This is a genomic window from uncultured Microbulbifer sp. (genome assembly GCF_913055755.1).
Taxonomy (GTDB): Bacteria; Pseudomonadota; Gammaproteobacteria; order Pseudomonadales; family Cellvibrionaceae; genus Microbulbifer.
This window is the reverse complement of record NZ_CAJXKH010000003.1, coordinates 1-23,670: the sequence shown is the minus strand read 5'-3', so window position 1 is coordinate 23,670 and position 23,670 is coordinate 1. Positions and strand designations below refer to the sequence as shown.

At 60.9% G+C, this 23,670-nt stretch carries 27 protein-coding genes; 8 read left to right on the top strand and 19 right to left on the bottom strand.

The window, feature by feature from the left end:
* Window positions 1–144: 144 nt before the first annotated feature.
* Complete coding sequence (locus tag QZ511_RS01265; protein WP_295797780.1) at window positions 145–1,542, bottom strand: DegQ family serine endoprotease; 1,398 nt, start codon at window positions 1,540–1,542, stop codon at window positions 145–147.
* Between the two features lie 230 nt (window positions 1,543–1,772).
* On the opposite strand from QZ511_RS01265, the gene mpaA reads away from it, so the two are divergent.
* Window positions 1,773–2,480 carry a murein tripeptide amidase MpaA gene (gene mpaA, locus QZ511_RS01260; protein ID WP_295797777.1) on the top strand — a complete coding sequence of 236 codons (708 nt, stop codon included), beginning with the start codon at window positions 1,773–1,775 and terminating at the stop codon, window positions 2,478–2,480.
* Window positions 2,481–2,490: 10 nt separating this feature from the next.
* Here the strand turns inward: mpaA and ycjG are convergent, their stop codons facing one another.
* From ycjG to rpoE, 5 genes are all read right to left on the bottom strand, one after another.
* Window positions 2,491–3,438, bottom strand: a complete 948-nt coding sequence (gene ycjG, locus QZ511_RS01255) for an L-Ala-D/L-Glu epimerase (RefSeq protein WP_295797774.1) — start codon at window positions 3,436–3,438, stop codon at window positions 2,491–2,493.
* Window positions 3,439–3,624: 186 nt separating this feature from the next.
* The gene (locus tag QZ511_RS01250) at window positions 3,625–4,095 is read right to left on the bottom strand and encodes a SoxR reducing system RseC family protein (RefSeq protein WP_295797772.1); all 471 of its coding nucleotides are present in this window, start codon (window positions 4,093–4,095) and stop codon (window positions 3,625–3,627) included.
* A gap of 31 nt (window positions 4,096–4,126) precedes the next feature.
* Entirely contained in the window at window positions 4,127–5,161 is a 1,035-nt protein-coding gene (locus tag QZ511_RS01245) for a MucB/RseB C-terminal domain-containing protein (protein ID WP_295797767.1), read from the bottom strand.
* Between the two features lie 67 nt (window positions 5,162–5,228).
* Window positions 5,229–5,933: a sigma-E factor negative regulatory protein gene (locus QZ511_RS01240; protein ID WP_295797764.1), complete on the bottom strand. Its 705-nt coding sequence runs from the start codon at window positions 5,931–5,933 to the stop codon at window positions 5,229–5,231.
* Window positions 5,934–6,134: 201 nt separating this feature from the next.
* On the bottom strand, window positions 6,135–6,749 hold the full coding sequence (gene rpoE / locus QZ511_RS01235) for an RNA polymerase sigma factor RpoE (RefSeq protein WP_295797762.1): 615 nt from the start codon (window positions 6,747–6,749) through the stop codon (window positions 6,135–6,137).
* A gap of 161 nt (window positions 6,750–6,910) precedes the next feature.
* Between rpoE and nadB the strand changes: the two genes are divergently transcribed.
* Entirely contained in the window at window positions 6,911–8,548 is a 1,638-nt protein-coding gene (gene nadB, locus QZ511_RS01230; RefSeq protein ID WP_295797761.1) for an L-aspartate oxidase, read from the top strand.
* 35 nt (window positions 8,549–8,583) lie between these two features.
* Here nadB and QZ511_RS01225 read toward each other — a convergent pair whose 3' ends face one another.
* Window positions 8,584–9,066, bottom strand: coding sequence for a protein YgfX (locus QZ511_RS01225; RefSeq protein ID WP_295797757.1), 483 nt, complete (start codon window positions 9,064–9,066; stop codon window positions 8,584–8,586).
* Window positions 9,041–9,286 (bottom strand): succinate dehydrogenase assembly factor 2, encoded by a 246-nt coding sequence (locus QZ511_RS01220; RefSeq protein ID WP_295797755.1) that lies wholly within the window; start codon window positions 9,284–9,286, stop codon window positions 9,041–9,043. Before QZ511_RS01220 ends, QZ511_RS01225 begins: the two co-directional genes overlap by 26 nt.
* A 119-nt stretch (window positions 9,287–9,405) precedes the next feature.
* Between QZ511_RS01220 and QZ511_RS01215 the strand changes: the two genes are divergently transcribed.
* Window positions 9,406–10,461: a folate-binding protein gene (locus QZ511_RS01215; RefSeq protein ID WP_295797751.1), complete on the top strand. Its 1,056-nt coding sequence runs from the start codon at window positions 9,406–9,408 to the stop codon at window positions 10,459–10,461.
* Window positions 10,462–10,489: 28 nt separating this feature from the next.
* Here QZ511_RS01215 and ung read toward each other — a convergent pair whose 3' ends face one another.
* Genes ung through QZ511_RS01190 form a run of 5 tightly spaced genes read right to left on the bottom strand, consistent with a single transcriptional unit; the run spans window position 10,490 to window position 13,951 of the window.
* Window positions 10,490–11,212, bottom strand: a complete 723-nt coding sequence (ung, locus tag QZ511_RS01210) for a uracil-DNA glycosylase (RefSeq protein ID WP_295797748.1) — start codon at window positions 11,210–11,212, stop codon at window positions 10,490–10,492.
* Window positions 11,199–11,804 carry a uracil-DNA glycosylase family protein gene (locus QZ511_RS01205; RefSeq protein WP_295797745.1) on the bottom strand — a complete coding sequence of 202 codons (606 nt, stop codon included), beginning with the start codon at window positions 11,802–11,804 and terminating at the stop codon, window positions 11,199–11,201. Before QZ511_RS01205 ends, ung begins: the two co-directional genes overlap by 14 nt.
* A 5-nt stretch (window positions 11,805–11,809) precedes the next feature.
* The gene (locus QZ511_RS01200; protein ID WP_295797743.1) at window positions 11,810–12,856 is read right to left on the bottom strand and encodes a hypothetical protein; all 1,047 of its coding nucleotides are present in this window, start codon (window positions 12,854–12,856) and stop codon (window positions 11,810–11,812) included.
* Window positions 12,857–12,877: 21 nt separating this feature from the next.
* Window positions 12,878–13,360, bottom strand: coding sequence for a YajQ family cyclic di-GMP-binding protein (locus QZ511_RS01195; protein WP_295797741.1), 483 nt, complete (start codon window positions 13,358–13,360; stop codon window positions 12,878–12,880).
* Window positions 13,361–13,414: 54 nt separating this feature from the next.
* Entirely contained in the window at window positions 13,415–13,951 is a 537-nt protein-coding gene (locus tag QZ511_RS01190) for a YaeQ family protein (RefSeq protein WP_295797738.1), read from the bottom strand.
* A gap of 97 nt (window positions 13,952–14,048) precedes the next feature.
* Between QZ511_RS01190 and QZ511_RS01185 the strand changes: the two genes are divergently transcribed.
* From QZ511_RS01185 to QZ511_RS01170, 4 genes are read left to right on the top strand one after another with little or no spacing between them, the layout of a single operon-like run.
* The gene (locus QZ511_RS01185) at window positions 14,049–14,678 is read left to right on the top strand and encodes a LemA family protein (protein ID WP_295797736.1); all 630 of its coding nucleotides are present in this window, start codon (window positions 14,049–14,051) and stop codon (window positions 14,676–14,678) included.
* Between the two features lie 21 nt (window positions 14,679–14,699).
* Window positions 14,700–15,458, top strand: a complete 759-nt coding sequence (locus QZ511_RS01180; RefSeq protein ID WP_295797733.1) for a YgcG family protein — start codon at window positions 14,700–14,702, stop codon at window positions 15,456–15,458.
* A gap of 39 nt (window positions 15,459–15,497) precedes the next feature.
* On the top strand, window positions 15,498–16,106 hold the full coding sequence (locus QZ511_RS01175; RefSeq protein WP_295797731.1) for a TPM domain-containing protein: 609 nt from the start codon (window positions 15,498–15,500) through the stop codon (window positions 16,104–16,106).
* Between the two features lie 53 nt (window positions 16,107–16,159).
* Window positions 16,160–17,005, top strand: a complete 846-nt coding sequence (locus tag QZ511_RS01170; protein ID WP_295797728.1) for a PDZ domain-containing protein — start codon at window positions 16,160–16,162, stop codon at window positions 17,003–17,005.
* 80 nt (window positions 17,006–17,085) lie between these two features.
* On the opposite strand, the gene lysS is transcribed toward QZ511_RS01170, so the two are convergent.
* Window positions 17,086–18,579 carry a lysine--tRNA ligase gene (lysS, locus tag QZ511_RS01165; protein ID WP_295797726.1) on the bottom strand — a complete coding sequence of 498 codons (1,494 nt, stop codon included), beginning with the start codon at window positions 18,577–18,579 and terminating at the stop codon, window positions 17,086–17,088.
* A gap of 249 nt (window positions 18,580–18,828) precedes the next feature.
* A protein-coding gene (prfB, locus tag QZ511_RS01160; RefSeq protein ID WP_295797724.1) for a peptide chain release factor 2 occupies window positions 18,829–19,924 on the bottom strand; the annotation gives its coding sequence in 2 pieces (ribosomal slippage) (window positions 18,829–19,851 and window positions 19,853–19,924; 1,095 coding nt in all).
* Between the two features lie 194 nt (window positions 19,925–20,118).
* Here prfB and QZ511_RS01155 point away from each other — a divergent pair.
* Window positions 20,119–21,273 (top strand): pectinesterase family protein, encoded by a 1,155-nt coding sequence (locus QZ511_RS01155; RefSeq protein WP_295797721.1) that lies wholly within the window; start codon window positions 20,119–20,121, stop codon window positions 21,271–21,273.
* On the opposite strand, the gene QZ511_RS01150 is transcribed toward QZ511_RS01155, so the two are convergent.
* The 4 genes from QZ511_RS01150 to QZ511_RS01135 form a co-directional block, all read right to left on the bottom strand.
* A complete protein-coding gene (locus QZ511_RS01150) occupies window positions 21,274–21,669 on the bottom strand; it encodes a MerR family transcriptional regulator (protein WP_295797718.1) in 396 nt (131 codons plus the stop codon).
* A gap of 108 nt (window positions 21,670–21,777) precedes the next feature.
* The gene (locus tag QZ511_RS01145; RefSeq protein ID WP_295797716.1) at window positions 21,778–22,290 is read right to left on the bottom strand and encodes a hypothetical protein; all 513 of its coding nucleotides are present in this window, start codon (window positions 22,288–22,290) and stop codon (window positions 21,778–21,780) included.
* A 35-nt stretch (window positions 22,291–22,325) separates the two neighbouring features.
* Window positions 22,326–22,958 carry a LysE family translocator gene (locus QZ511_RS01140; protein ID WP_295797713.1) on the bottom strand — a complete coding sequence of 211 codons (633 nt, stop codon included), beginning with the start codon at window positions 22,956–22,958 and terminating at the stop codon, window positions 22,326–22,328.
* A 10-nt stretch (window positions 22,959–22,968) separates the two neighbouring features.
* Window positions 22,969–23,670 (bottom strand): DMT family transporter (locus tag QZ511_RS01135; protein WP_295797710.1); only part of this gene is annotated, 702 nt, incomplete at its 5' end.

Genomic DNA, 23,670 nt, shown 5'->3' with positions numbered 1-23,670 from the left:
GACCGGGCCGCGCTGTGGGCGCAAGTCTAACAGGTTGCGCAAAAAGTGCATCCAGTCTCTCTGCATCCCCGATGGTTAAAGGGATCCGGGGCAGTTGGCCCGCCCCGACCCCTCTCGTTACTCACCTCACTGCTTCAGTGATGTTCAATCCTCGTCAATCTGGATGGTGCGGAAGGTCGGCTGGCCGCCGCGGAAGAAGCGGATCGGCAGCAGCTCACCCGCCGGCAGCTTTTTGACGATCTTGTCGTAGTCGGTCATTGACTCGACGGCGTCGAATCCCAGCTGGGCAATGATGTCGCCGCTGCGCAAACCGGCATTGGCACCGGCCTTGCCCGGCACCACCTGTTTTACCAGCACACCGCTGTCAACTCCCCAGCGCTGCTTGAGGCCATCCGGAATCTCGTCGACAACCAGGCCGAGACGACCACCCACATCGGTGCTGGCCGGCGCATTGGCCTGCTCGGGCTCATCTTCACCCGGCAACGCGCCCACGCGCACCTTGAGCTTGCGCTCCTTGCCCTCACGCATCAGGCGAACCGGCACTTCCGACCCGGGACGAATCTGGCCTACCACATGGGGCAGATCCCCGGACATCAGGATTTTTTCATCGTTGAAGTGGGTGATGATATCGCCCACCTGGATACCGGCGCTGTCAGCGGGAGAGCCAGCTTCAAGTTGCCCGACCAGTGCACCGACGGGTTTTTTCAGTCCCATGGCGGTGGCGAGCTTGCGGTCCACATCCTGGATCCCCACACCCAGCCAGCCGCGGTCCACCCGTCCCTTTTCTTTCAGCTGCGCCACCACGTCCTGGGCCAGGCTTGCGGGAATAGCGAAAGACAGGCCGATGGAGCCGCCACTGCGGGTATAGATCTGGGAGTTGATGCCCACCACTTCGCCATTCAGGTTGAACAGCGGCCCGCCGGAATTACCCGGGTTGATGGCCACATCCGTCTGGATGAACGGCACGTAATTCTCGCGGCTTTCATTGGGAATGCTGCGTCCCATGGCACTGACAATGCCGGCGCTGGCGGAATAGTCCAGGCCGAATGGTGAACCGATGGCAACCACCCATTCGCCGACCTTCATACTTTCGGAATCCCCCCAGCGCACCGTGGGCAGATTGTCCGCGTCCACCTTGAGCAGGGCCAGATCCGAACGCTGGTCCGTGCCGATGACCCTGGCGTCGTATTCGCGTCGGTCGGTCAGGGTTACCCGCACTTCATCGGCACCGTCAACCACGTGATTGTTGGTGACCACATAGCCATCGGAGGAAATAATGAAACCGGACCCCATACTGGCCACCGGCCGCTGCTGGCGCTGACGGGGTTCCAGCAGGTGGCGGAAAATATCCGGGATTTCCTGCTGGTACTGCGGCGGCAAACGGTTGTGGGAAACCTGGTTGCGCTCCAGGGTGTTGATTTTCACTACCGCAGGCGAGTTTTGCTCGATCAGGTCGGTAAGTTCGGGTAAACCGCGCGCATTGGCGGTCATTGCAACAAGGAAACAGAGCGCAATAAAAATCTGCGAACAGCGTGTAACCATATTTTTGTTACCCCTAATAGGCTCTTCTACTAATACAGAAATGCGTCAATAGACGACAAAGTACAAAAAGTGTGCTGGCAACCGGGAATTTTCACTACGATTTATCCTGTCAGGTTGCCGGGACCGGCCAGATGTAAAGGAAACGCCCGCTCCTGACCAATGTCACTTGTTAGTGGTGATTTTCGCGAGAAAGTTCGCATTCCCCAGTGTAAAACAGTGTTAAGGATCACATGCCTGAATTGCGCCCCCGACAGCAACGCGGCCTGTTCCACCACCAGCGACTCCAGTATGGCCAGTCCGCGCTGGAAGCACCGCTATTCTATTTCCCCGCTGAAGCACCCGGCGACCAGACCGGGATCGTAATGGCCGGCACCCACGGCGATGAAATTGCCGCAGTGGTCACCCTGTCCTGTGCCCTGCGCGCACTGGAAGCAGGCCAGCTCCGCCACCATGTGATCCTCGCGGTCAACCCCGATGGCTGCCAGCTTGGTACCCGTTCCAATGCGCGGGGCGTTGACCTGAACCGCAACTTCGCCACCATCAACTGGCAGGGAGGCGGCACCCAGTACCGCTGGAACAGCTCGGCGGATGCCCGCGACGTATTCCTGCACACCGGCGAGCGCCCCGCTTCGGAGCCGGAAACCCGCGCCCTGTGCCGCCTGATATCGGAACTGCGGCCGGCCTGGATGGTATCCATCCACGACCCGCTTGCCTGTGTCGAAGACCCCCTGCAAAGCCCCCTGGGCCAGTGGCTGGCTGAAGGCATGGACCTGCCACTGGTAACCGAACTCGGCTACAAAACCCCCGGCTCATTCGGCACCTGGAGCGCGGAAAACCAGTTCCACTGCATTACCCTGGAGTTCCCGCCGATTTCCGCCGATGCCGCCAGCGAGGATTACCTGGACATGATGACGCAACTGCTCTGCTACGAGGGCTGACCCGGTAACGTCAGGTCCAGTAAACCCGTCCGCCGGCAAAGCGCAGCGGGTTGATATCTTTTGCCAGCCAGGTCGGGCCATCCAGGTCCACAAAGCGCACCAAATGTCCCAGCGGCCAGGCCGCGCGCACCGCGCGGGAAGTACATAACATACACCCCAGCATCAACTCGAAGCCCGCTGCTTTTCCAGCCTCGGCCAGCGCCAGCGCCTCCGTCAGTCCACCGGTCTTGTCCAGCTTGATATTCAACATGTCGTAACGCCCCTGGAGACGGGGCAGGTCCTTGCGCGTGTGACAGCTTTCATCGGCACAGATCGGCAACGGGTGGCGAAAGTGCGCCAGGGGTTCGTCTTCCGCGACCGGCAGCGGCTGCTCCAGCATCGCCACCCCCAGGTTGGCGAGCTGCTCGCACAACTGTGGCAGATCTTCGCCCTGCCAGGCTTCATTGGCATCGATCACCACTTCGGCATCAGGGGCAGCTGCACGTACCGCCTCGACGCGCGGGAGGATCAACTCCCGGTCAAGTTTCAGCTTCAGCACCGACACGCCCTGGGCCACAGCCTCCCGTGCGGACGCCGCCATTGCCTCTGGCCCGGCAATCACCAGGGTCTGAACCGTCGGCAGCGAGGGCGGCACCGGCGCACCCGCACCAGCGCGCTGTTGCTGCCAGTCCTGCATTGCACAGTCTACGGCGTTGCGCGCGGCGCCCGCGGGTATCATGGTCTGCAATGCTTCCAGTGTCAGCCCTTGCTCCAGCGCGGGAAACACAGAGCGAAGCTCTCCCAACACCGACTCCACGCTTTCGCCATAGCGGGGATAGGGGGTGCACTCACCCACGCCGGTGATGCCGTCCCGCAGGTACTCCACCACAACTACCTCCGCCTGGCTGCGCGCACCGCGGGAAATGACAAATGCGGTCCGCAAAGGCCAGCTCTCGGCGTAACAGCGCACTTCGGTCATGGAGGTGCCCTCCGGGGAAGTCCAGACAGGGGGAAGGAAAAGTCAGGGCGATCCCGACCACTCCGCTTCAAGTTTAGGAAACTGGCGAAAAGGTGCCCGGGAAAAGGTGGGATTGGCCGATATCCCGGCGGCAGCCGCGACGAAAGGGCAAACCGGGGAAGGGGATAAACAGATCTGAGCCGGGTGCTATTTGAGGCTGGCAGGCACCGCGCAGGGATGACTCCGCTCAAGTCCCAGAAACTGCGGCACAAACGCCGGGTTGCGCCGGTTCCAGTAGCCGTAAAGGCGCACCGCCACCCCGCCGGTGAGCAGGCCCACAACGGCGCCGGAAATGGCACCGGCCTCCGCGGCCAGCGCCTCGCCGCCAAGGGCACCCAGCAACATGGTCACCAGCGGCAACAGGTAGACCACCAGGGCACTGCTGGCGAGGGTGTTTTCTGCGATACCGATACGCACGGTATCGTGCAGGGCAATCTGGCGATGCTGGGCGCTATCTACCGGCACGAAGACCCGCGAGGCACTGGCCCAGAAATCGCCCAGCAGCCCGGTACCACAGCCGGATTTTGCGGCACAGCCGTGACAGCCGCTGCGCTGCACGGTTTCCACCCAGATACCATCGTGGCCTATGGCCACCACGCGGCCCCGCTCTTCAATCACACTGATTACCCGACTTCCGATTACCCGCGCCTCAATGTTTGCCAGTGACACTTCTGGCAACCAGTTGCGCGGTCTGCACGGGGATTTCCCCCACAACGGTTATGGTATAGCGCTGCTTGTCGAACACAACGTGATCCATATAGGCCACGGTCGCGCCGCGCACCGCGCGGCCATTGAAATTCATTTCCGGCCCCAGCGCCTGCACGAACACGGTAAAGACACTGAGCCCATCGCTGTATACCAGCAGCTCACCCTGGTCAATTTCACGGCTGGCTACAGGCTTGAATCCCGGCGGTACCCAGCGCAACTGCCAGCGGCTGACGATACTGCCGCAGTCACTGCCGGCGTCGGATTCCCGCGCATCCGGGGATTTGGCTACCAGGTCCTCATCCTTTACCGGTGACAGATCCAGTTCCACAAACTGATAGCGCTCCAGCACCTGGCCATTGGGGTTCACCAGCATGGACTTCAGTGGCAGGCCCGTGTCCTCGTGGACACTGACCACCATCCCGAGGCGGTGGACATCCTTCGGGCGCAACTCCAGAACCACCGCATCCCGGTCCGCCACGCGCTCACGCCCGCGCTGTAGCACGTGGTAGAGACTCTGTACATTCTGCTGCCCCATCTGGCTCCAGAGACCTGCCCGGGACAGAGGGCTACCCTCCCGTCGACAGTGGGCGTCCTGGCCGCGACTGACCAGTTCGCGCGGGGTTCCGCTCAGGTAGCGCACGCGCTCCACCTGTTCGCCACCGCGCACCCCGTGAATGACTTCCAGGGTTTCCAGCATGCCCACATGCTCGTATGTGACCAGCCCCCGGTACTCCAGATTGGTTACCGCATCCGCCATTTTGCCGAGCCAGTACACCGGCGACCGCGTTGCGGTCTCCTCGCTGCCGCTTTCGACTTGTTCGGGGGCTTGATTCGGGAGTTGCTCCGGGGCTTGCTGAGCGGACACCGGAGGCGGTGAGGCCTGTTGCGCCAGCGCCGGATTGAACGCGGGCAGGAATAACAAAGCCAACAGCAAGCTGTTGGCTTTGGAGGTGGTCATTTGATGAAGCTTCAGCATGACGACTCTTTAATATTTATCCGACGGAACCCGTGCAGTCACGCATCTTGTGGGGCATCGCCCACATTTACTCGGGCGGCTGCTCACCGTAAGTCGCACGGGCGAAAGGTACCATACCCTGGCTACCCATCTGCGCCGCCTGCTCCGAATGTTCGATCATCACCCGGTTGAGGTGGCGCATCAATTCCGGAGAGGGAACCAGTTGCATGGGCACGCCCTGCTGCGCGGCACCGCGTTGCTGCTCAGGTGTCACCAGCGGCATGGTACTGACCGAACGGGTATTCAGTGCTGGCACATAAAATCCACTGGGCCGCGGCACCGATTGCACCGGCTGCTGCGCCGGGCGCTCCGCCTCGGCTACCAGCTCGCCGCCACCGGAAGTGACCGGCTGCTGCAGTTGCTGTACCCCGAGTACCGCCGCAAACGCGACGGTTGCGGCCACGGCACCGCGGGACAGCGGCCGCCACCAGCGACTGCGCGGCTGCACATCGTTGGCCGCCACTTCCGGCCGCACATCGAGCGCAGGTTCGTCATCAATGGCTGCGGAAATACTGGCCGCAAGGCCGAGATCCACCGGTGCCACCGCTTCGCCGCGCATCACACTGGCGGCCAGCTGGTAGCGTGACCAGCGCTGGTCCAGACCATCCGCCGAGACGCTACCACTGGCACCTTTTTCTTTTAACAGACGCTGAATTTCGAGCTCCGTGGCTTCACCATCCATCAGTGCAGACAGTGACTCATTCAGACGCTGCTGATGATTCCCGTGTGACATACGGGTCAACCCTCTTTCAGTGCAATCCCATAGGCGCTGTTTCGCGCCCTGTTGTGTTGATATCTGAGACCGGCCTCTCGGCAAAAAGTTTTACTGTTCCGGCAAAAATTGTGTGATTTCACTCAACTCTTGTCGATAAGAGGCCGCATGCCTCCATCACCCCGGTTATATATAAAACAAAACTGTTCAAACAATAGACAGTCAGCCGCGCCCGTCTACAGGTTCAGGCTCCCCCGCCATTACCAGCTGGACCGCGCGGTCGATTGCTTCCCGGGCACGGAAAATCCGTGACCTGACGGTGCCCACCGGGCAGCCCATCACCTCGGCTATCTCCTCGTAGCTGAGCCCTTCCATCTCCCGCAGGGTCACCGCGGAGCGCAGATCTTCCGGCAGCTCGCGGATGGCGCGGTGCACCGTCGCTTCCAGCTGGTCGCGGAAAAGCTGGTTCTCCGGGGTTTCATTGTCCCGCAGCAGGTCGGCGCCGGAATAGAATTCGGCGTCCTCCAGGTCGACATCCGATGACGGCGGCCGACGACTGCGGGAAACCAGGTGATTTTTCGCGGTATTGATGGCGATACGGTACATCCAGGTGTAGAAGGCACTGTCGCCGCGGAAATTTTTCAGCGCGCGATAGGCCTTGATAAAGGCCTCCTGTACCACATCGTGCACTTCGGCGTGATCGCTGATATAGCGGCTCACCACTGCCATAATCTTGTGCTGGTACTTTAGTACCAACAGATCGAAGGCGCGCTTGTCGCCTTTCTGGACACGCTGTACCAGCTGGCTGTCACTTGGTGACGCCTGTTGCGCTGTCATCCCCTACTCCCAACCACGGTTCTGCGGCGAAGCTGCGCGGCCGCAAAACCCGAGTTTATTCTGTTGTGTACAAGACACCGACGATCGGTCATAAGTTCCTGACAAATCAGCAAAATTGAAGATGGCGTATACTACGCGCCCCCAAACACTAATAAAACTCTATGAGCGAACAGGCAACCCCACAGTTGAATAGCTACGACGTCCTGGTCATCGGCAGTGGTGCCGCGGGACTGACCCTCGCCCTGCACCTGGCTGGGCGCTACCGGGTAGCCCTGCTGTCCAAGCAGCGCCTGCAGGATGGATCCACCTGGTTTGCCCAGGGCGGGATCGCCGCGGTGCTGGACGACATGGACTCCGTGGAGGCCCACGTAGCCGATACATTAGATGCAGGTGCAGGACTCTGCCACCCGGACGCGGTGCGCTTTACCGTGGAAAACAGCCGCGACGCCATTCAGTGGCTGATCAACCAGGGGGTGGATTTCACCCGGGAAGAGGATGGCGAATACCACCTCACCAAGGAGGGCGGGCACAGCCATCGCCGCATCATCCACAGTGCCGACGCCACCGGGCGCGCGGTGCACAGCACGCTCATCGAGCGCGTGCGCAACACCGCCAATATCGACTGCTTCGAGCACCATATCGCCCTCGACCTGATCCGCCAGCCCGACGCCAACACCGGCCGCTTCCGCTGCGCCGGCTGCTATGTCTATAACAAGGCCAGTGAGGAGGTCGAGGTGTTCCAGGGACGCGCGGTGATACTCGCCACCGGCGGTGCCAGCAAGGCTTACCTGTATACCAGCAACCCGGACGGTGCCAGCGGCGATGGGATCGCGATGGCGTGGCGCGCCGGTTGCCGGGTGGCGAATATGGAATTCAACCAGTTCCACCCCACCTGTCTATACCATCCCAAGGCCAAGTCCATGCTGATCACCGAGGCCCTGCGCGGCGAAGGGGCCCAGCTCAAGTTGCCCAATGGCGAGCGCTTTATGCACCGCTTTGACAAACGCGGTGAACTGGCGCCGCGGGATATCGTCGCCCGCGCCATCGACCACGAGATGAAGCGGCTGGGCGCGGATTGTGTCTATCTGGATATCTCCCACAAAGACCCCGAGTTTGTGCGCGAGCACTTCCCCACGGTGTACCGCAACTGCCTGAATTACGGCATCGACATCACCCGGGAACCAATCCCGGTGGTACCCGCAGCCCACTACACCTGTGGTGGCGTGATGGTGGACCAGCATGGACGCACTGACCTGGACCAGCTGTACGCCATCGGCGAGACCACCTTTACCGGCCTGCATGGCGCCAACCGCCTGGCCAGTAACTCACTGCTGGAGTGCGTGGTCTACGCCCGCTCTGCGGCGTTGCATATCGAGCGCACCATCGGCGATATCACGCCACCGCGCCCGGCGCTGGCCTGGGATGCATCGCGGGTAACCGATTCCGATGAAGACGTGGTGATCTCGCACAACTGGGACGAGTTGCGGCGCTTTATGTGGGACTTCGTGGGAATCGTGCGCACCCGCAAGCGCCTGATTCGGGCGGAGCACCGGGTAAAGCTGCTGCGACAGGAAATCCTGGAGTTCTACGCCAACTACCGCATCACCAGCGACCTGATCGAACTGCGCAACCTGGCGGTGGTGGCGGACCTGATCATCCGCTCGGCGCTGGACCGCCGCGAAAGCCGCGGGCTCCACTACTCACTGGATTACCCCGGTTTGCGGGAACTGGCGATGGACACCATTCTGGTACCGGAAAATTTTGCCGACCAGCGCCACTTTATCGGCCCGACAGGCTGAGCCGTTTCCCCGCCGATAAAACGCCGGCGGGGAAATCAGTGTGTCCGCGAGTAGCGCAACGCCACCTGCAGGCGGCGCCAGTCATCCGCACTGGCGCTGTCCCGCGCCAGCACCAGCCTGAGCCGGCGCCCGTCGAGGTCGCGACCGTTGATCACAATCAGCCAGCGCCACAGCACCAGCTCGCCACAAAAGCGGAATTCTCTCCTGCGTCCGTCCGCCCCACGCCAGAACCAGCGCCGCTCGCGGGTCGCCAGTTGCCCCGAGTATCCCGCTAACCGGCGCCACTCCACCGCGTAGATAGCGAAGACCAACAGGGAGCAGCCGGCCGCCAGCGGCCAGTACAGTGCAGACGCCCAGAGCACTGCCAGGGCCTGCAGGGTGGCGAGTATCAGCGCACTGCGCAACAGGAAGGATGGCACCAGGTCACAGACCAGCCTGGCGCTGCGCTCGGGATGAGCGCGGAGGGAATGACCAGAAGTGCCCGCGGGCACCTCACTCCTGCAGTCCGGTGTTGTCACGGATGATCTGCACGATGTGTTTCAGCTCCGGGTCCTCGGGATCTTCGCGGCGCAGAAACCAGGCAAACAGGTCCTGGTCCTGCTCGTCCAGCAGACGGATATAGCGCTGCTGATCCTCCGGGGACAGGGTCTCGTAAACATTGTCCAGAAACGGCAGCAAAACCAGATCCAGCTCCAGCATGCCCCGTCGACTGGCCCAAAACAGACGGTTGCGATCCATACTTCTTCCCCAGCGGTACCAATATCAGAATTGCGCGCAGTATAACCCAGTTGAAATCCCGCCATAAAACCCCAGATACTGCTGCGCATTCCCCGGCAATTCCAAACAGTGAGTAGAGCATGGATCAGCAGCAGTGGCAGGAGTTTCTCAGCAATCAGGGCGCCCAGTGGCACGACGGCGCGGCGAACTTTGACGCCGGTGATGCCAGCGCTGAACTGCAGTTGCTGGACCTGAGCCCGCTGGGCGCCATCTCCATCAGCGGCCCGGACAGCCAGAAATTCCTGCAGGGGCAGCTGACCTGCGATCTGGTAAACCTGCCGGATGCGCACCTCACCCTGGGCGCACACTGCAACCCCAAAGGGCGCATGATCAGTGCTTTCCACGCACTGAAGATCTCCCAGAGCGAATTTGTGCTGCTGATGCCCGCGGACCTGGTGCCGGTGGCCCTGGCGGCACTGAAAAAATACGCGGTGTTCTTCAAGGCCGAGCTGCAGGATACCAGCGCTGAATATCACTGGTTCGGCCTGGCGGGACACGACATCGGCGCCCGCGCCAGCCACCTGCTGAGCCTGTCCCACGGCGCCAGCACCGACCTGGTGCCCGGCCAGCTGATCCCGTTTGACCACAACGGCCACCGGGCCCTCGCCGCGATGCTCAGCGAGCACCTCGTGGCCATTCAGGTACCGGACACCCAGGCGGCAGACCTGTGGCAACAGCTGGCCGGCAGCCCGGCAACCGCCTGTAGCTACAACCGCTGGCCACAGCAACTGATCGCCGCCGGGCTGCCACAACTACACGCCGGCACCAGCGAACTGTTTATTCCACAAATGCTGAATCTGCACTTGCTGGGCGCTGTCAGTTTCAAGAAAGGCTGTTATACCGGGCAGGAAGTGGTTGCGCGCATGCAGTACCGGGGCGCGGCAAAGCGGCGTATGTACCGGGCGCGCATCGACGGTGGAGCACTACCGGCGCCCGGCGCAGAGATATTTTCCAGTGCCGGGGGCTCCAGTATTGGCAATGCGGTGCAGGCCTGCACCGCGGACAACGAAATCGAACTGCTGGCGGTACTCACCAAAGCCAAGGTAACCGACGGGGAAACCCTGCAACTGCAGGACGGCCGCGTGCTGGAGCTGCTGGAGCTGCCCTACGACGCCGATGCCGACCCGCTGGCGTAAATCACCCACCCAATCGAGGACCGACTGACTAGATCTCAACCGATACCCGGCGCAGTTCACTGGATGCAGGCAGCCCCCAGTCAATGGGGCCTAGGCCATGTTGCTGCAACCACTGGTTCGCCTGGGAAAACGGTCGTGTTCCGAAAAAACCCCGGTGCGCAGACAGCGGCGACGGGTGCGGCGCACGCAGGACCAGGTGCCGGGCGCGATCGATAAAGGCGCCTTTTTTCTGCGCGTAGCTACCCCACAGAATAAACACCAGCCCTTCGCGCTGCTCTGCCAGGGCGTGCACTGCGGCATCGGTAAACTGTTCCCAGCCCTTGCCCTGGTGGGCACCCGCCCTGCTCTCTTCCACGGTCAGGGTGGCATTCAGCAGCAGTACGCCCTGCTCAGCCCAGGGCTGCAGGCAGCCGTGGTTGGGCGGCGCTATCCCCAGGTCCGCATGCAATTCCTTGTAGATATTCTGCAGCGACGGCGGGATCCGCACGCCCGGCATCACCGAAAAACACAGCCCGTGCGCCTGGCCAGCACCGTGGTACGGGTCCTGCCCCAGAATCACCACCTTGACCTGATCAAAGGGCGTGGAATTGAAGGCGTTGAATATCTGGCCGCCCGGGGGAAATATGTTTTTCCCGGACTGCCTTTCCTGCTGCAGGAAGTGTCGCAGCTCCGCCATATAGGGCTTGCTGAATTCCGTTGCCAGCACCGAATACCAGGAGGGATGAATTTTTATATTGTCAGGAACCGGCATTGTCTTCTTTCATGATTTTCTGCACCTGCAGCCGCAGTGCGGGCACTACCTGCGCCTCAAACCAGGGGCGCTGTTTCAACCAGAGGGTATTTCTCGGGCTGGGGTGCGGAAGTGGAAACAGCCCGTGGGGCAGTGCATCGGCAAAGTGGCGAACATTTTCCGTAATGCTGCCATACCAGTGGGGCAGATAATAGCGCTGGGCATACTGGCCGATCAGCAGGGTCAGGCGGATATTGGGCAGTTCGGCGAGAATACGCGCGTGCCAGGTGGCTGCACACTCCGGGCGCGGCGGCAGGTCCCCGCCCTTGCCGCGACCGGGATAGCAGAACCCCATGGGCACAATCGCCACTCTGCGCTCATCATAAAATGTCTCGCGATCCATCTGCAGCCACTCCCGCAGGCGGTCGCCGGAAGGGTCGTTCCAGGGAATTCCGGTTTCGTGAACACGGGTACCCGGCGCCTGCCCCACCACTAACAGCCTGGCAGAGCGGGCCGCGCGTAGCACCGGTCGCGGCCCCAGCGGCAGATGTGCTTCGCACAGGCGGCATCCGCGCACCTCATCCAGTAATTTTGGCAGAATATCTTTCGCCAAATCAGTTACCGCCCGCTGTCATTGTCCGGCAACAGCGCCGCGGTCTGCGCGGCGCTGGGGAAAGCCAGCTGCAACAGCAGCCCGCGATTGTCTGCGGGGGCCGCCGCTCGGCCGACGCCGTTGTTGTCCAGCACCACGAAAATACCCGATGAGTTGATAGCGAGGCCCTCGCCCTTGCCATAGCGAGTTTCCAGGTAAACCGTTTGGGCCCCCTCTTCATACTCGCGGTAATCCAGGCACCACTCCGCTTCCAGGGAATCGAGGGAGCGCCGGCAAACAGCAAAGGCATTGCGCTCCAGGGTAAACAGGGCGCCGTCAAATATTGCCAGCCCGGTCAGGTCCGCGGAGCGGCCGCGAAAATCCAGCGCGGCAACCGGCGGCACCGGAAAAAATTCCAAACCTTCTTTATCTTCCGGCTTCAGCCGCAACAGGCCGCGGGGATCCCGCTCCAACGCCACCCAGAAATCGGTACCGGCCCTGACCACCCCTTCGCTTTCCGCATTGAACTGCTGTAAATAGCCATGCTTGCGCGCAGACTCGGACCATTTCACCGCTAACCAGTCCGCGCGATGATTGCGTTGATCCAGCACTGCGATGCGATTGTGCCGTTCGCTCAAAAGATACACCTGCCGGTCGTCACAGGTGATGCCCTCGAAGTCCATGCTGAGCGGCTTGCTGGCCACATGCAGAGCGCGCGCCTTGAGGGAAACCGGCTGATCGCCGGGGAGTTGCGGACGGGCGAAGGCTGCCTTTTGCACCAGGCTTACCTTGTTGCTACCCGGTTCCGGCAACAGGGAATAGAGGGATTCAGAGGATTTATCGGCGACCGCCAGCAGCTCGCCGCCGCAGAATGAGAGGCCGGATATATCCAGCCCTTCGCTGCCATCAATCCACCAATAGCCCTTCAATTGGGCCGGAATCAATGGCGCCAGGGCGTCGCCCTGTTGCGCGGGTTGGCGAGGCGCCCCGGCGTGGCCGGGCTGTGCGAGCACAGCCAGCAACAGCGCCAGGCCCGCGATGGAAAACAAGCGGTCAATCCATAAATCGCGCAAACTATCCCCTCTTGTCCGCGGTCAGTCGCGGAAATTATTGAACTGCAGCGGCTGCTCCAGCTCCTTGCCCTTCAGCATGGCAATGACCTGCTGCAGGTCATCGCGTTTTTTGCCGGTAACCCGCACCTGGTCACCCTGGATGGATGCCTGGACCTTGAGCTTTTCATCCTTGATGATCTTAACGATCTTTTTTGACAGATCCTTGTCGAGACCGTTTTTCATGGTCACCGACACTTTTACCTGCTTGCCGGACTGCTCCTCGTCACCCACATCCATCGCCAGCGGGTCGATACCACACTTGATCAGGGCCGCGCGCAGCATATCGACCATCTGCGTCACCTGCATTTCCGACTCAGCGCGCAGCACCAGCGCAAACTCGGACATTTCCACTTCCGCATCCACGCCCTTGAAGTCAAAGCGGTTGGTGATGGTACGGTTTACCTGATCCACGGCATTGGTGAGCTGGTGCTTGTCGACTTCAGAAACGATATCGAATGAAGGCATTACTTTATTCCCCAAAATGCTGCCCGAGGTTGACGGGCACTTTGCAGTCAAAATTTACTTCCAGCGCTCCGGCACAACTTCGATATTGTGCTGATCGCTGGCAAGCCAGATATGTCCATCCTGAATGGTCACACTGAATTCCATGTTCCGGTCTGCCAGTTGTGCGAGCTGGCTGCACGCCTCGGTGGGCAGGAAATATACGCCGAGGTTGTCAAAGCGCGCTGCAGCCCGCTCGGCTTTCTGCCACCACACCGGTGCCGTGCGCTGCCCGTAAGCGTAAACCAGCACACTGTCGGACCGGTTGCAGGCCTTGCGGATGCGGTCTTCCGCCGGCACCCCTACCTCGATCCACTGCTCGATTTCGCCACTCAGGCTGTGTCGCCACAGGTCGGCCTCGTCATCACTGGACAGGCCGCGGGTAAACTCCAGCTCCTCGCAGGCATTGTGCGCAAATGCCAGTAGGCGAATCATCATGCGCTCGTCGGTCTCGGAGGGATGCCGTGCCAGAGTGAGCAGGTGTTCCGCGTAGTAGTCCCGGTCCATATCGGAAATCTGGAGCCGGGCCTTGAATATAGTAGCTTTCAGTGCCATTAAAACTCTCGTGTAGCAGGCTTTCGGCCACACTTGGCCGTGAGCAGATTATCGGCGACTATTATTGTCAGATTCGGAACCAACAGGGACGACTGGTATGCAATCTGCACTGACTGACAAACAGAATTTCACCGTCCGCCGGCTGTGGCGAACCGCTTTACTCAGTCTGCTCGCCATGACGCTCGCCGGCTGTGGCATCAACAACATTCCCACGTACGACGAAAACGTCAAGGCCGCCTGGGCCCAGGTTCAGAACCAGTACCAGCGCCGCGCGGACCTGATTCCCAACCTGGTGAAAACCGTGAAAGCCTACGCCGCCCACGAGCAGGAGACCCTGCAGGCGGTTACCGAGGCGCGCGCCAAGGTCAACTCCATGCAGGTCAATGCCGACATGATCAATGACCCGGCAAAACTCCAGCAGTTTGAGGCGGCCCAGGCACAGTTGAGCAGTGCCCTGTCGCGCCTGATGGTGGTAGTGGAACGCTACCCGGACCTCAAGGCCAACCAGAACTTCCTCGCCCTGCAGTCCCAGCTGGAAGGCACGGAAAACCGCATCAGCGTCGCCCGCCGGGATTATATCGCCGCGGTAGAGCGCTACAACCGGGAAATACGCACCTTCCCCGGCCGTATCTGGCACGCCATTCTCTACCGCGATATGCCGATCCGGGAAACTTTTGAGGCTACCAGCGAGGATGCGGAAAAAGCGCCGGAAGTGGACTTCCAGTAACCTCGGAGCACGGAGTATTCCATGGGGATCCGCCGGGCCGCCGTGACCCTGCTTGCCGGTCTCGCCCTGCTGTGGGCGACACTGGCAGCAGCCGATATTCAGTTTCCAACGCTGTCGGGGCGGGTGGTGGATAACGCCAACCTGTTGAGCCAGACTACCCGTTACCAGCTGACGGAAATACTGCAGCAGCACGAGAAACAGACCAGCAACCAGATTGTGGTGGTGACCCTGCCGGACCTGCAGGGCTATACCATTGCGGAGTACGGCTACCAGTTGGGGCGCCACTGGAAAATCGGCCAGAAGGGAAAGGACAACGGGGTACTGCTGATCATCGCCCCGCAGGACCGCGAAGTCCGCATTGAAGTGGGCTATGGACTCGAGGGCGCGCTCACCGACGCCCTTTCCTCCAATATCATTCACACCAAGATACTGCCAAGCTTTCGCACGGGCGATTTTGACGGCGGAGTGATGGCCGGCGTCCAGTCCATCATTGCCGCAATCAACAATGAATATGTCGCCGAACCTACCGACAGTGGAGACAACCGCGAACTGGCACTGCTGGTGGGTATTTTCCTTTTATTCGTGATGCTGCAAATATTTGGCTCCTCCGTACTGGGCGCCCCCGACGGTAGCCGCAACTACCGTCGCGGTCGCTACGGTGGCTACTACGGGGGCGGCGGCTTTGGCGGCGGTTTTGGTGGTGGTGGCGGCTTCGGCGGCGGGGGATTCGGTGGCGGTGGCGGCGGCTTTGGTGGCGGCGGCGCATCTGGCGGCTGGTAACACGCGAATGGTAACGGGGCGAAAACAAACGGAAACAAGATGCTGAGCGCAACGGAAAAACGCACGCTGGCAGAGGCGATCAAAGAGGTGGAATCCCGCACCGATGCCGAGGTGGTAACGGTACTCGCCCACCGCGCCGACAACTACCTGTACATATCCACCCTGTGGGCGGCATTTCTCGCCCTGCTGCTCGCCCCACTGCTGCAGTTTCTCCCCTGGTGGCTGGACTACCAGCAGGCGTTTACCCTGCAGTGGATCCTGTTTATTGCCCTTGCCGTCCTCTTCCGCTGGCGCCCGCTGACCATGCGCCTGGTACCGAAAAAAGTGAAATTCTGGCGCGCATCCAACCTGGCGCGGCGGCAATTCCTGGAGCACGAACTGCACAGCACCAAACACCGGCTGGGTCTGCTTATTTTTGTTGCCCAGGCGGAGCATTACGTAGAAATCCTCGCCGATCGCGGCCTGGCGGAACATATTACCAACGAGTCCTGGCAGGAAATCGTGGAAAACTTTATTCGCGAGGTCAAAAAAGGCAGGACCAGTGAAGCCTACGTCCACTGCGTACAAAAATGCGGTGAGCTGCTGGAGGAAGCTGCACCCGCCACCGTAGTCAAGAACGAGCTGCCCAATCACCTGGTGGTTATATAATTGTCGTTGCCCCGGCATATTTTTTCGGGGCGAAATACACGACAGAGGCTGCTATGAACCTGCCGAAGCCGGTGGCCGCCACCCTCGCGGTCACCCTGGTGCTTACAGGCGCCGCCCTCACACGCTGGGCCCAATCCGACGACGCGCTGCCCGCGGTCACGCTGTTTTCCGCAAAAAATACCCTGGAGTCACGGATCCAGCAGCTGGAGACCACCCTCGACGAGACCCTGAAAATCCAGAGCCAGTTGCTGGAACTGGTCAACGAGCTCAGCAACCGGCTAGACCCCAACCCTGGCGACGCAGAAACCCGCACTGTCTCGGTCGCCCCGGGGGATCCCGCAGTACAGCATGATTCTGCAGGGCGGCAACAGGCGGAGGAGCACGAGCGCCGTTTCCAGCGCATGCGCGAACACCAGATCAGGAGACTGACCGATGCGGGCCTCACTCCGGAGCGGGCACAGTATATTGTCGACAGGCAGGAGCGCATCCAGTACGAACAGATGCAATTGACCTATCAATTCCGCTTCCTGAATGACAAGACGTCGCAACAGGCGCGGGAACTCCAGCAGAAGATCCACACCTACAGCAACCCGCGTCGGGTGTTCGAGCAGGAGCTCAGCACCCGGGAATACGAACAGTATCTCAGTGCCATGGGCAGTAATACGGAGCTGCATATTGGCGATCTGCTGGAAGCGGCACCGGCCTATGAAGCGGGCCTCAGACGCGGTGACAAAATCATCCGTTACAACAATCAGCGCGTCTTCCATATGGGCGACCTGCGCACCCAGGTCTACCAGGTGGAACCGGGAAAAAATGTGGCGGTAGAAATCCAGCGCCAGGGTAGCTCCGGCAGTGAGATCATTTACCTGCCCAGCGGGCCACTGGGCATACGCGGCTGACACTCTCCCTGATTACGGCTGCAAAAAAAGGGCGATAACCGGATCGGTTATCGCCCTTCTTTTCACATCTCGCCCCGACCTTATTCGCCGTGGGTTTCCGGGCGCATGTGCGGGAATAGAAGCACGTCGCGAATTGACGGTGAGTCGGTCAACAGCATCACCAGTCGATCGATACCGATACCTTCGCCGGCTGTCGGTGGCAGACCGTACTCCAGTGCACGGATGTAGTCCGCATCGTAGTGCATGGCTTCAATATCGCCCGCGTCCTTTTCGGCAACCTGGGCCTTGAAGCGCTCGGCCTGGTCCTCGGCGTCGTTGAGCTCGGAGAAGCCGTTGGCAATTTCGCGGCCACCGACGAAAAACTCGAAGCGGTCGGTGACGAACGGGTTGTCGTCGTTGCGCCGAGCCAGGGGCGACACTTCGGTCGGGTACTCGGTGATAAAGGTCGGCTGGTCGAGGCGATGCTCGACGGTTTTCTCGAAGATCTCGATCTGGATCTTGCCCAGGCCCCAGATTTCCTTGAGCGGGATTTCCAGGTTTTCCGCGACTTTCTTTGCGCTTTCGATATTGTCGATATCGGATGCGCTCAGCTCGGGGTTGTACTTGAGGATGGAGTCGAACACGCTGATACGGTCGAACGGCTTGGCGAAATCGTAGCTGCTGCCCTGGTATTCGACGGTGGTGCTGCCCAGTACGTCGGTGCAGATGCCGCGGATCATGGACTCGGTGAGATCCATGAGGTCGTTGTAGTCCGCGTACGCCTGGTAGAACTCGAGCATGGTGAACTCGGGATTGTGGCGGGTGGACAGGCCTTCGTTGCGGAAGTTGCGGTTGATTTCGTAGACGCGTTCAAAGCCGCCCACTACCAGGCGCTTGAGGTACAGTTCCGGCGCGATGCGCAGGTACATGTCGATGTCGAGCGCGTTGTGGTGGGTGATGAACGGGCGCGCGGTGGCACCGCCGGGGATGACCTGCAGCATGGGGGTTTCCACTTCCATGAAGTGGCTTTTATTCAGGAAGCTGCGGATGTAGCTGATCACTTCGGAGCGGATGCGGAATACGTCGCGGGACTCTGGGGTGGCGATGAGGTCTACATAGCGCTGGCGGTAGCGCATTTCCTGGTCGGCAATACCGTGGAATTTTTCCGGCAGCGGGCGCAGGGCTTTGGTGAGCAGGCTGTATTCTTCACAGTTGACGTAGAGGTCGCCTTTGCCGGATTTGTGCAGGCTGCCCTTGACGCCGACGATGTCGCCGATGTCCCAGGTACCCCAGCGGTCTTTGATATCTTTCTGTGCGGTTTTGTCGGCGTACAGCTGGATGCGGTCGGAGACGTCCTGGATGACCATGAAGGGGCCGCGCTTGGCGAGGATTCGGCCGGCGACGCAGGCGGTGTTGCCTTCGCTTTCCAGTTCTTCCTTGGTCTTTTCACCAAACTCTTTTTGCAGGTCGGCGGCGAGGTTTTCGCGGCGAAAGCTGTTCGGGAAGGCGTTGCCCTTCTCGCGCATGGCACTCAGTTTGGCGCGGCGCTCGGCGATCAGTTTGTTTTCGTCTTGCTGAGTTGGTGTGTTGCTCATGATCTATCACATGTCTTTTGGGTGTGTTTCGGACTTCGTAGCTCTTCGGAGTTCTTTGCAAAGTCCGTGGCGACGAAGCACTGGGTATTCGGTTTCGAAACCGCTGTGAATACATCCCTGTACGCTGCGTCGGCAACATCCCTGTTGCCGACGCTTTCGAAACCGAATCCCCAGCACTCCGCCTTCGATTTGAAGTATTTAACTTCGTAAGCAAAAAGCGATTTGAGGCTTTTACTTTGAAACTTGGGCTTACAGCCCTGCTTTCAGACTCGCTTCAATAAACTGATCCAGGTCACCATCCAGTACTGCCTGGCAGTTACTGGTCTGGACGCTGGTGCGCAGGTCTTTGATGCGCTGGTCGTCCAGTACGTAGGAGCGGATCTGGCTGCCCCAGCCGATGTCGGATTTGCTTTCTTCCATCGCCTGTTTTTCGGCGTTGCGCTTCTGCATTTCCTGCTCGTACAGTTTCGCGCGCAGCATTTTCCACGCCTTGTCGCGGTTCTGGTGCTGGGAGCGCTCGCTCTGGCAGGCGACGACAATACCGGACTCGATGTGGGTCAAGCGCACGGCGGAGTCGGTTTTGTTGACGTGCTGACCGCCGGCGCCGGAGGCGCGGTAGGTGTCTTCGCGCACCTGGGATTTGTCCACTTCGATCTCGATGTTGTCGTCGATCTCCGGGGAGACGAAGACGGAGGTGAACGAGGTGTGGCGGCGGTTGCCGGAGTCGAACGGGGATTTCCGTACCAGGCGGTGTACGCCGGTTTCGGTGCGCAGCCAGCCGAAGGCGTATTCGCCCTGGAAGTGGATGGTGGCACTTTTGATGCCGGCGACTTCGCCCGCGGAGGCTTCTTCGAGGGTGGTTTTGAAGCCGTGGGCTTCACCCCAGCGCAGGTACATGCGCAGCAGCATTTCGGCCCAGTCCTGGGCCTCGGTGCCGCCGGAGCCGGCCTGGATGTCCAGGTAGGCGTTGTTGGGGTCGGTTTCACCGGAGAACATGCGGCGGAATTCGAGGGTTTCCAGCTGCTGCTGGAGGTTGTCGAGTTCGCTGGCGACTTCTGCGACGGAGTCTTCATCGCCCTCTTCCACTGCCATATCCAGCAGTTCGCGGCTGTCGCTGACGCCGCTGTCGAGGTCTTCGATGGTTTTTACGACGGCTTCCAGGGCGGAGCGTTCGCGACCGAGCTCCTGGGCGCGGTCGGGGTCGTCCCAGACGCTGGGCTCGGCCAGTTCCAGCTCGACTTCGGTCAGGCGCTCTTTCTTGCTAGCGTAGTCAAAGATACCCCCTAAGAACGTCGGTGCGCTCTTCGAGGTCTTTCAGCTGATTGAGAAGCGGATTGATTTCCATAGATTCTGCGGGCTTCCGTCGGTTTAAGCGGCCGCGCATTCTACCTCAGGATCCGGGCAGAATTAAGGGGGCTGCGCTCGTCGATAGGGCTCGGGTTGCTTGCCGCCCCTTGAGCCCACTTCCTTGGCGAGGCTAGAATGGCCTGACCAATAACAAAGCAAGATCAGACCAATCAGGAGCACGGATTCTCGATCATGGCCAACATCTCTTCTCTGTTCAAAACCCTGACCCGGGGTGCTCTCCTTTTCTCCCTGTCCGGCGCGGCCTGCGCGACGCCGGTCAAATACAGTGCGGTGGTAGCTCCGGAACCGGTGGCCGGCGCGGAATTTGCGAGCGCGCAGACCTACCCCACCATCCGTGCGGCGCTGGAGGCGGCACCGGCTGGTGGCAACAGCCGGTATGTGATCTACCTGCCGGAAGGGAGCTACCGGGAAAAGGTGCTGGTGAGCAAGCCCAATATCAGCCTGGTGGGCGCCGGGCGCGACAAGACGGTCATCCGTTACGGGGACTACGCGGGAATGCCGGCCCCGGGGGCCGATCCCTCGTCTAAAGAGACCATGGGCACCTTTGCCACGGCGACACTGACGGTGGAGGCGACGGATTTCTCCGCCAGCGACCTGACCATCGAGAACAGCTTCGATTTCCTCGCCAGCGATGCCCTGCCCAAGGATCACACGGATAAGGTCAACGGCACCCAGGCGGTAGCGCTGGAAACTGGCTTGGGCAGCGACCGCTCGGCGTTTCGCAATGTGCGTCTGCTGGGATACCAGGACACCCTGTTTGTACAGGGCGGGCGCAGTTACTTTGTGGACAGTGTGATCGAGGGCAATGTGGACTTTATATTCGGGGCCGGCCAGGCGGTATTTGATCGCTCGGATATCATCACCCGCCCCCGCGGCACCGAGCGCGACCACGTTGGCTACGTCACCGCTCCCAGCACGGATATTGGCAACGATTTCGGTCTGGTGTTTCTCAACTGCCGCCTGCTGAAAGCCCCCGGGGTGCCGGCCGATTCGTCCCCGCTGGGGCGGCCCTGGCACCCCACCACGACCTTTGCCGACGGCCGCTATGCGGACCCCGACGCCATCGGCGCCAGTGTGTTTATCAATAGCTATATGGATGACCACATTCCCCGCGAAGGCTGGGCCTCCATGCGCGGTACCAGTCGCGATGGCACAAAGAGCACGGTGTTTACCCCGGAGAACTCGCGCTTTTTCGAGTACGGCAGCCACGGCCCCGGCGCTGCGGTGACCCCGAAGCGACGCCAGCTCACGCAAGCGGAAGCCGCGCGTTACACCCTCGACAATATCTTTGGCGACTGGAAACCACCTTTCACCAAGTCGCAGTGACTAGCGGGACTCACCACCGGCGAGCTGATCCAGGATCGCGCAATGGGGTGAGTCGTCTCCGGCACAGGCATCCGCCAGGGCCCTCAGGTTGCTGCGCATCTCTTTGAGGTTGCGCAGCTGCTCTTCCACCTGCTCGATCTTTTCCCGTACCAGCAGTTTGGCGTCGTGACTGCGGCGCGCCGGGTTGCGGTACAGCTGCAACAGCTCCCCCACTTCCTCCACGGAAAAGCCACTGCTGCGGGCGCGCTGGATAAAGCGCAGGGTTTCCACCTCCGCGGGGGAGTATTCGCGATAGCCGTTGGGATTGCGCCCCGGTATGACCAGCGAGACAGACTCGTAGTAGCGCAGTGCTTTGGACGTGAGGCCCGCCTGTTTGGCGGCCTGGGAGATATTCATGATGGCTCCTTCATGGCTGCAACAACCATGCGGGAGTTTTTAGCCTGCCCCGGGGGTAAGGTCAACCCCCGGCGGCAAGACCCAGCCGGATGAGCCAGGAGAGCCGGCTCAGTGGGTGGGGTTACTGTGGCCCGGGCCCGTATCCGGCGGGCATTTGCTGAAACGGTGGGGTACCTGCGAGGCAGGGTCAAACCCCAGCTGCAGGGCTGCGTCCAGCATGGATGCGGGAATGCGGTGTACCAGGATGTCTCCCGTGGCGCCACCGCACACGGACGGATACATACGGTCGGTGCGCACCGCACAGCGAGACTCTGCGACGGAGATCCCGTTACCCTCCAAAGTCGCACGACTCTGCTCCAGGGAGATCCCGCCACCTTCACACTGCCGGTTTCCCCTGGGCTGCGTGACCCAGAGCGTCGCCCCGCTATTGCTGTTTGCCGTCATCTGCGCCTCCCCACTGTCGTTGCTCTCGGGTTCAGGTTCCGCCTGTTGTGCAGGCGCCGATACTTCCGGTGAACCGCTGTCCTCCGGCGCCTTGGTACCGGACTCACCACCGCCACAGGCGGTCAGCGTGAGCAGTGCCAGAGCAAGTATCCCCAGTAGCACTCTGAATCGATGCATGGTTTCACTCCCTGTTTGTTGATTGCTTACCAGTCTCAGCTTAGCGCGAGCCACAGGCCCACGCCTAGCATCAGGGTACCGGCAATCCGGTTCATCAGGCGAACATTCTCTCCCTTGTGCAGTAACTTGCTGAGGGTGCGACCGCCGCTGGCATAGATCAGCATACACAGGGTCTCCATCACCACGATGATTGCCAACATCAACGCCAGTTGCGGCACCAGCGGACCCTGCTGGTTAATAAACGGCGGCAACAGCGCAATACAAAACGCCCAGCCTTTCGGGTTTGCCACCGCGGTTACAAAACCCTGGGTCCACAGTGCCCGCCGGGTAATCTGCTGTGCATTTGTCGCATCCTGCTCGAGCTCCACCAGCCGCCCGCCGGAGCGCCACATCTGCACCCCCAGGTAGCCCAGGTAAACGCCGCCGGCGTATTTGAATAGCTGGAACGCGGCCGGGTACTTCAGCATAAACGCCGCCACCCCCAGCACCGCGGCCAGGGCCACCAGCCCGACGCCGACAACCTCGCCAGCCATCATCCACAGGGTACGGCGCACGCCAATGGCCATCCCCAGGGTGAGCGCCAGGGTCATACACATACCCGGCGTGATCGACACAAAGAAAAAAGTCGAAATAAACAGGGCCAGGCCGGAAGGTTCAAGAATTCCCATGCCACAGCCCTCAGTGGTGAGTGCCGGTGTGATTGCCGAAATGGCTGACCAGCATGCCACCCAGCATCAGCCCGCACCCCACCAGCTCCCGCAGAGAAAGCAGTTCGTTCAGGAACAGCCAGCCGGCGGCCAGCGCAAACACGGATTCCAGGCTCATGATCACCGTGGCGTGAGACGGTGCCGCATGGCGCTGTGCCAGCAACTGGAAAGTAAATGCAATCGCCGTGGAGAAAATCATCATATAGGCAATCGGCCAAGCGGCATCCACCGCCGACTGCAGGCTCGGCTGCTCGACAATGAGCGAAGCTACTGCGGACAAAACGCCGCACACCAGAAACTGGATAGCAGCCAGGCGCAGGGCGTCGTAGCGGTGCACGAAATAATCCGCACTGAGCACCTGAATGGCAAACACAAAGGCGCTGGCGAACACCATCAGGTCGCCGATCAACTGGGCCTCTTCACTGAAGTCTGCCAGCCAGTAAAGCCCCAGCAGCGCCAGGCCAATGCCGGCCCAGGTCCAGCGATTGGTTTTATGTCCGAGGGAAAGCCCGATCACCGGCACCAGCAACAGGTAAAAACCGGTGATGAAGCCGGCGCGGCCGGCAGTGGTGTACAGCAGGCTCGCCTGTTGCAGCGCGGCACCGAGAAACAGCCAGAACCCCAGAATGGCGCCGCCCGGCAGGCACTTGCGCCAGCGGTGGTGCACGGTCGA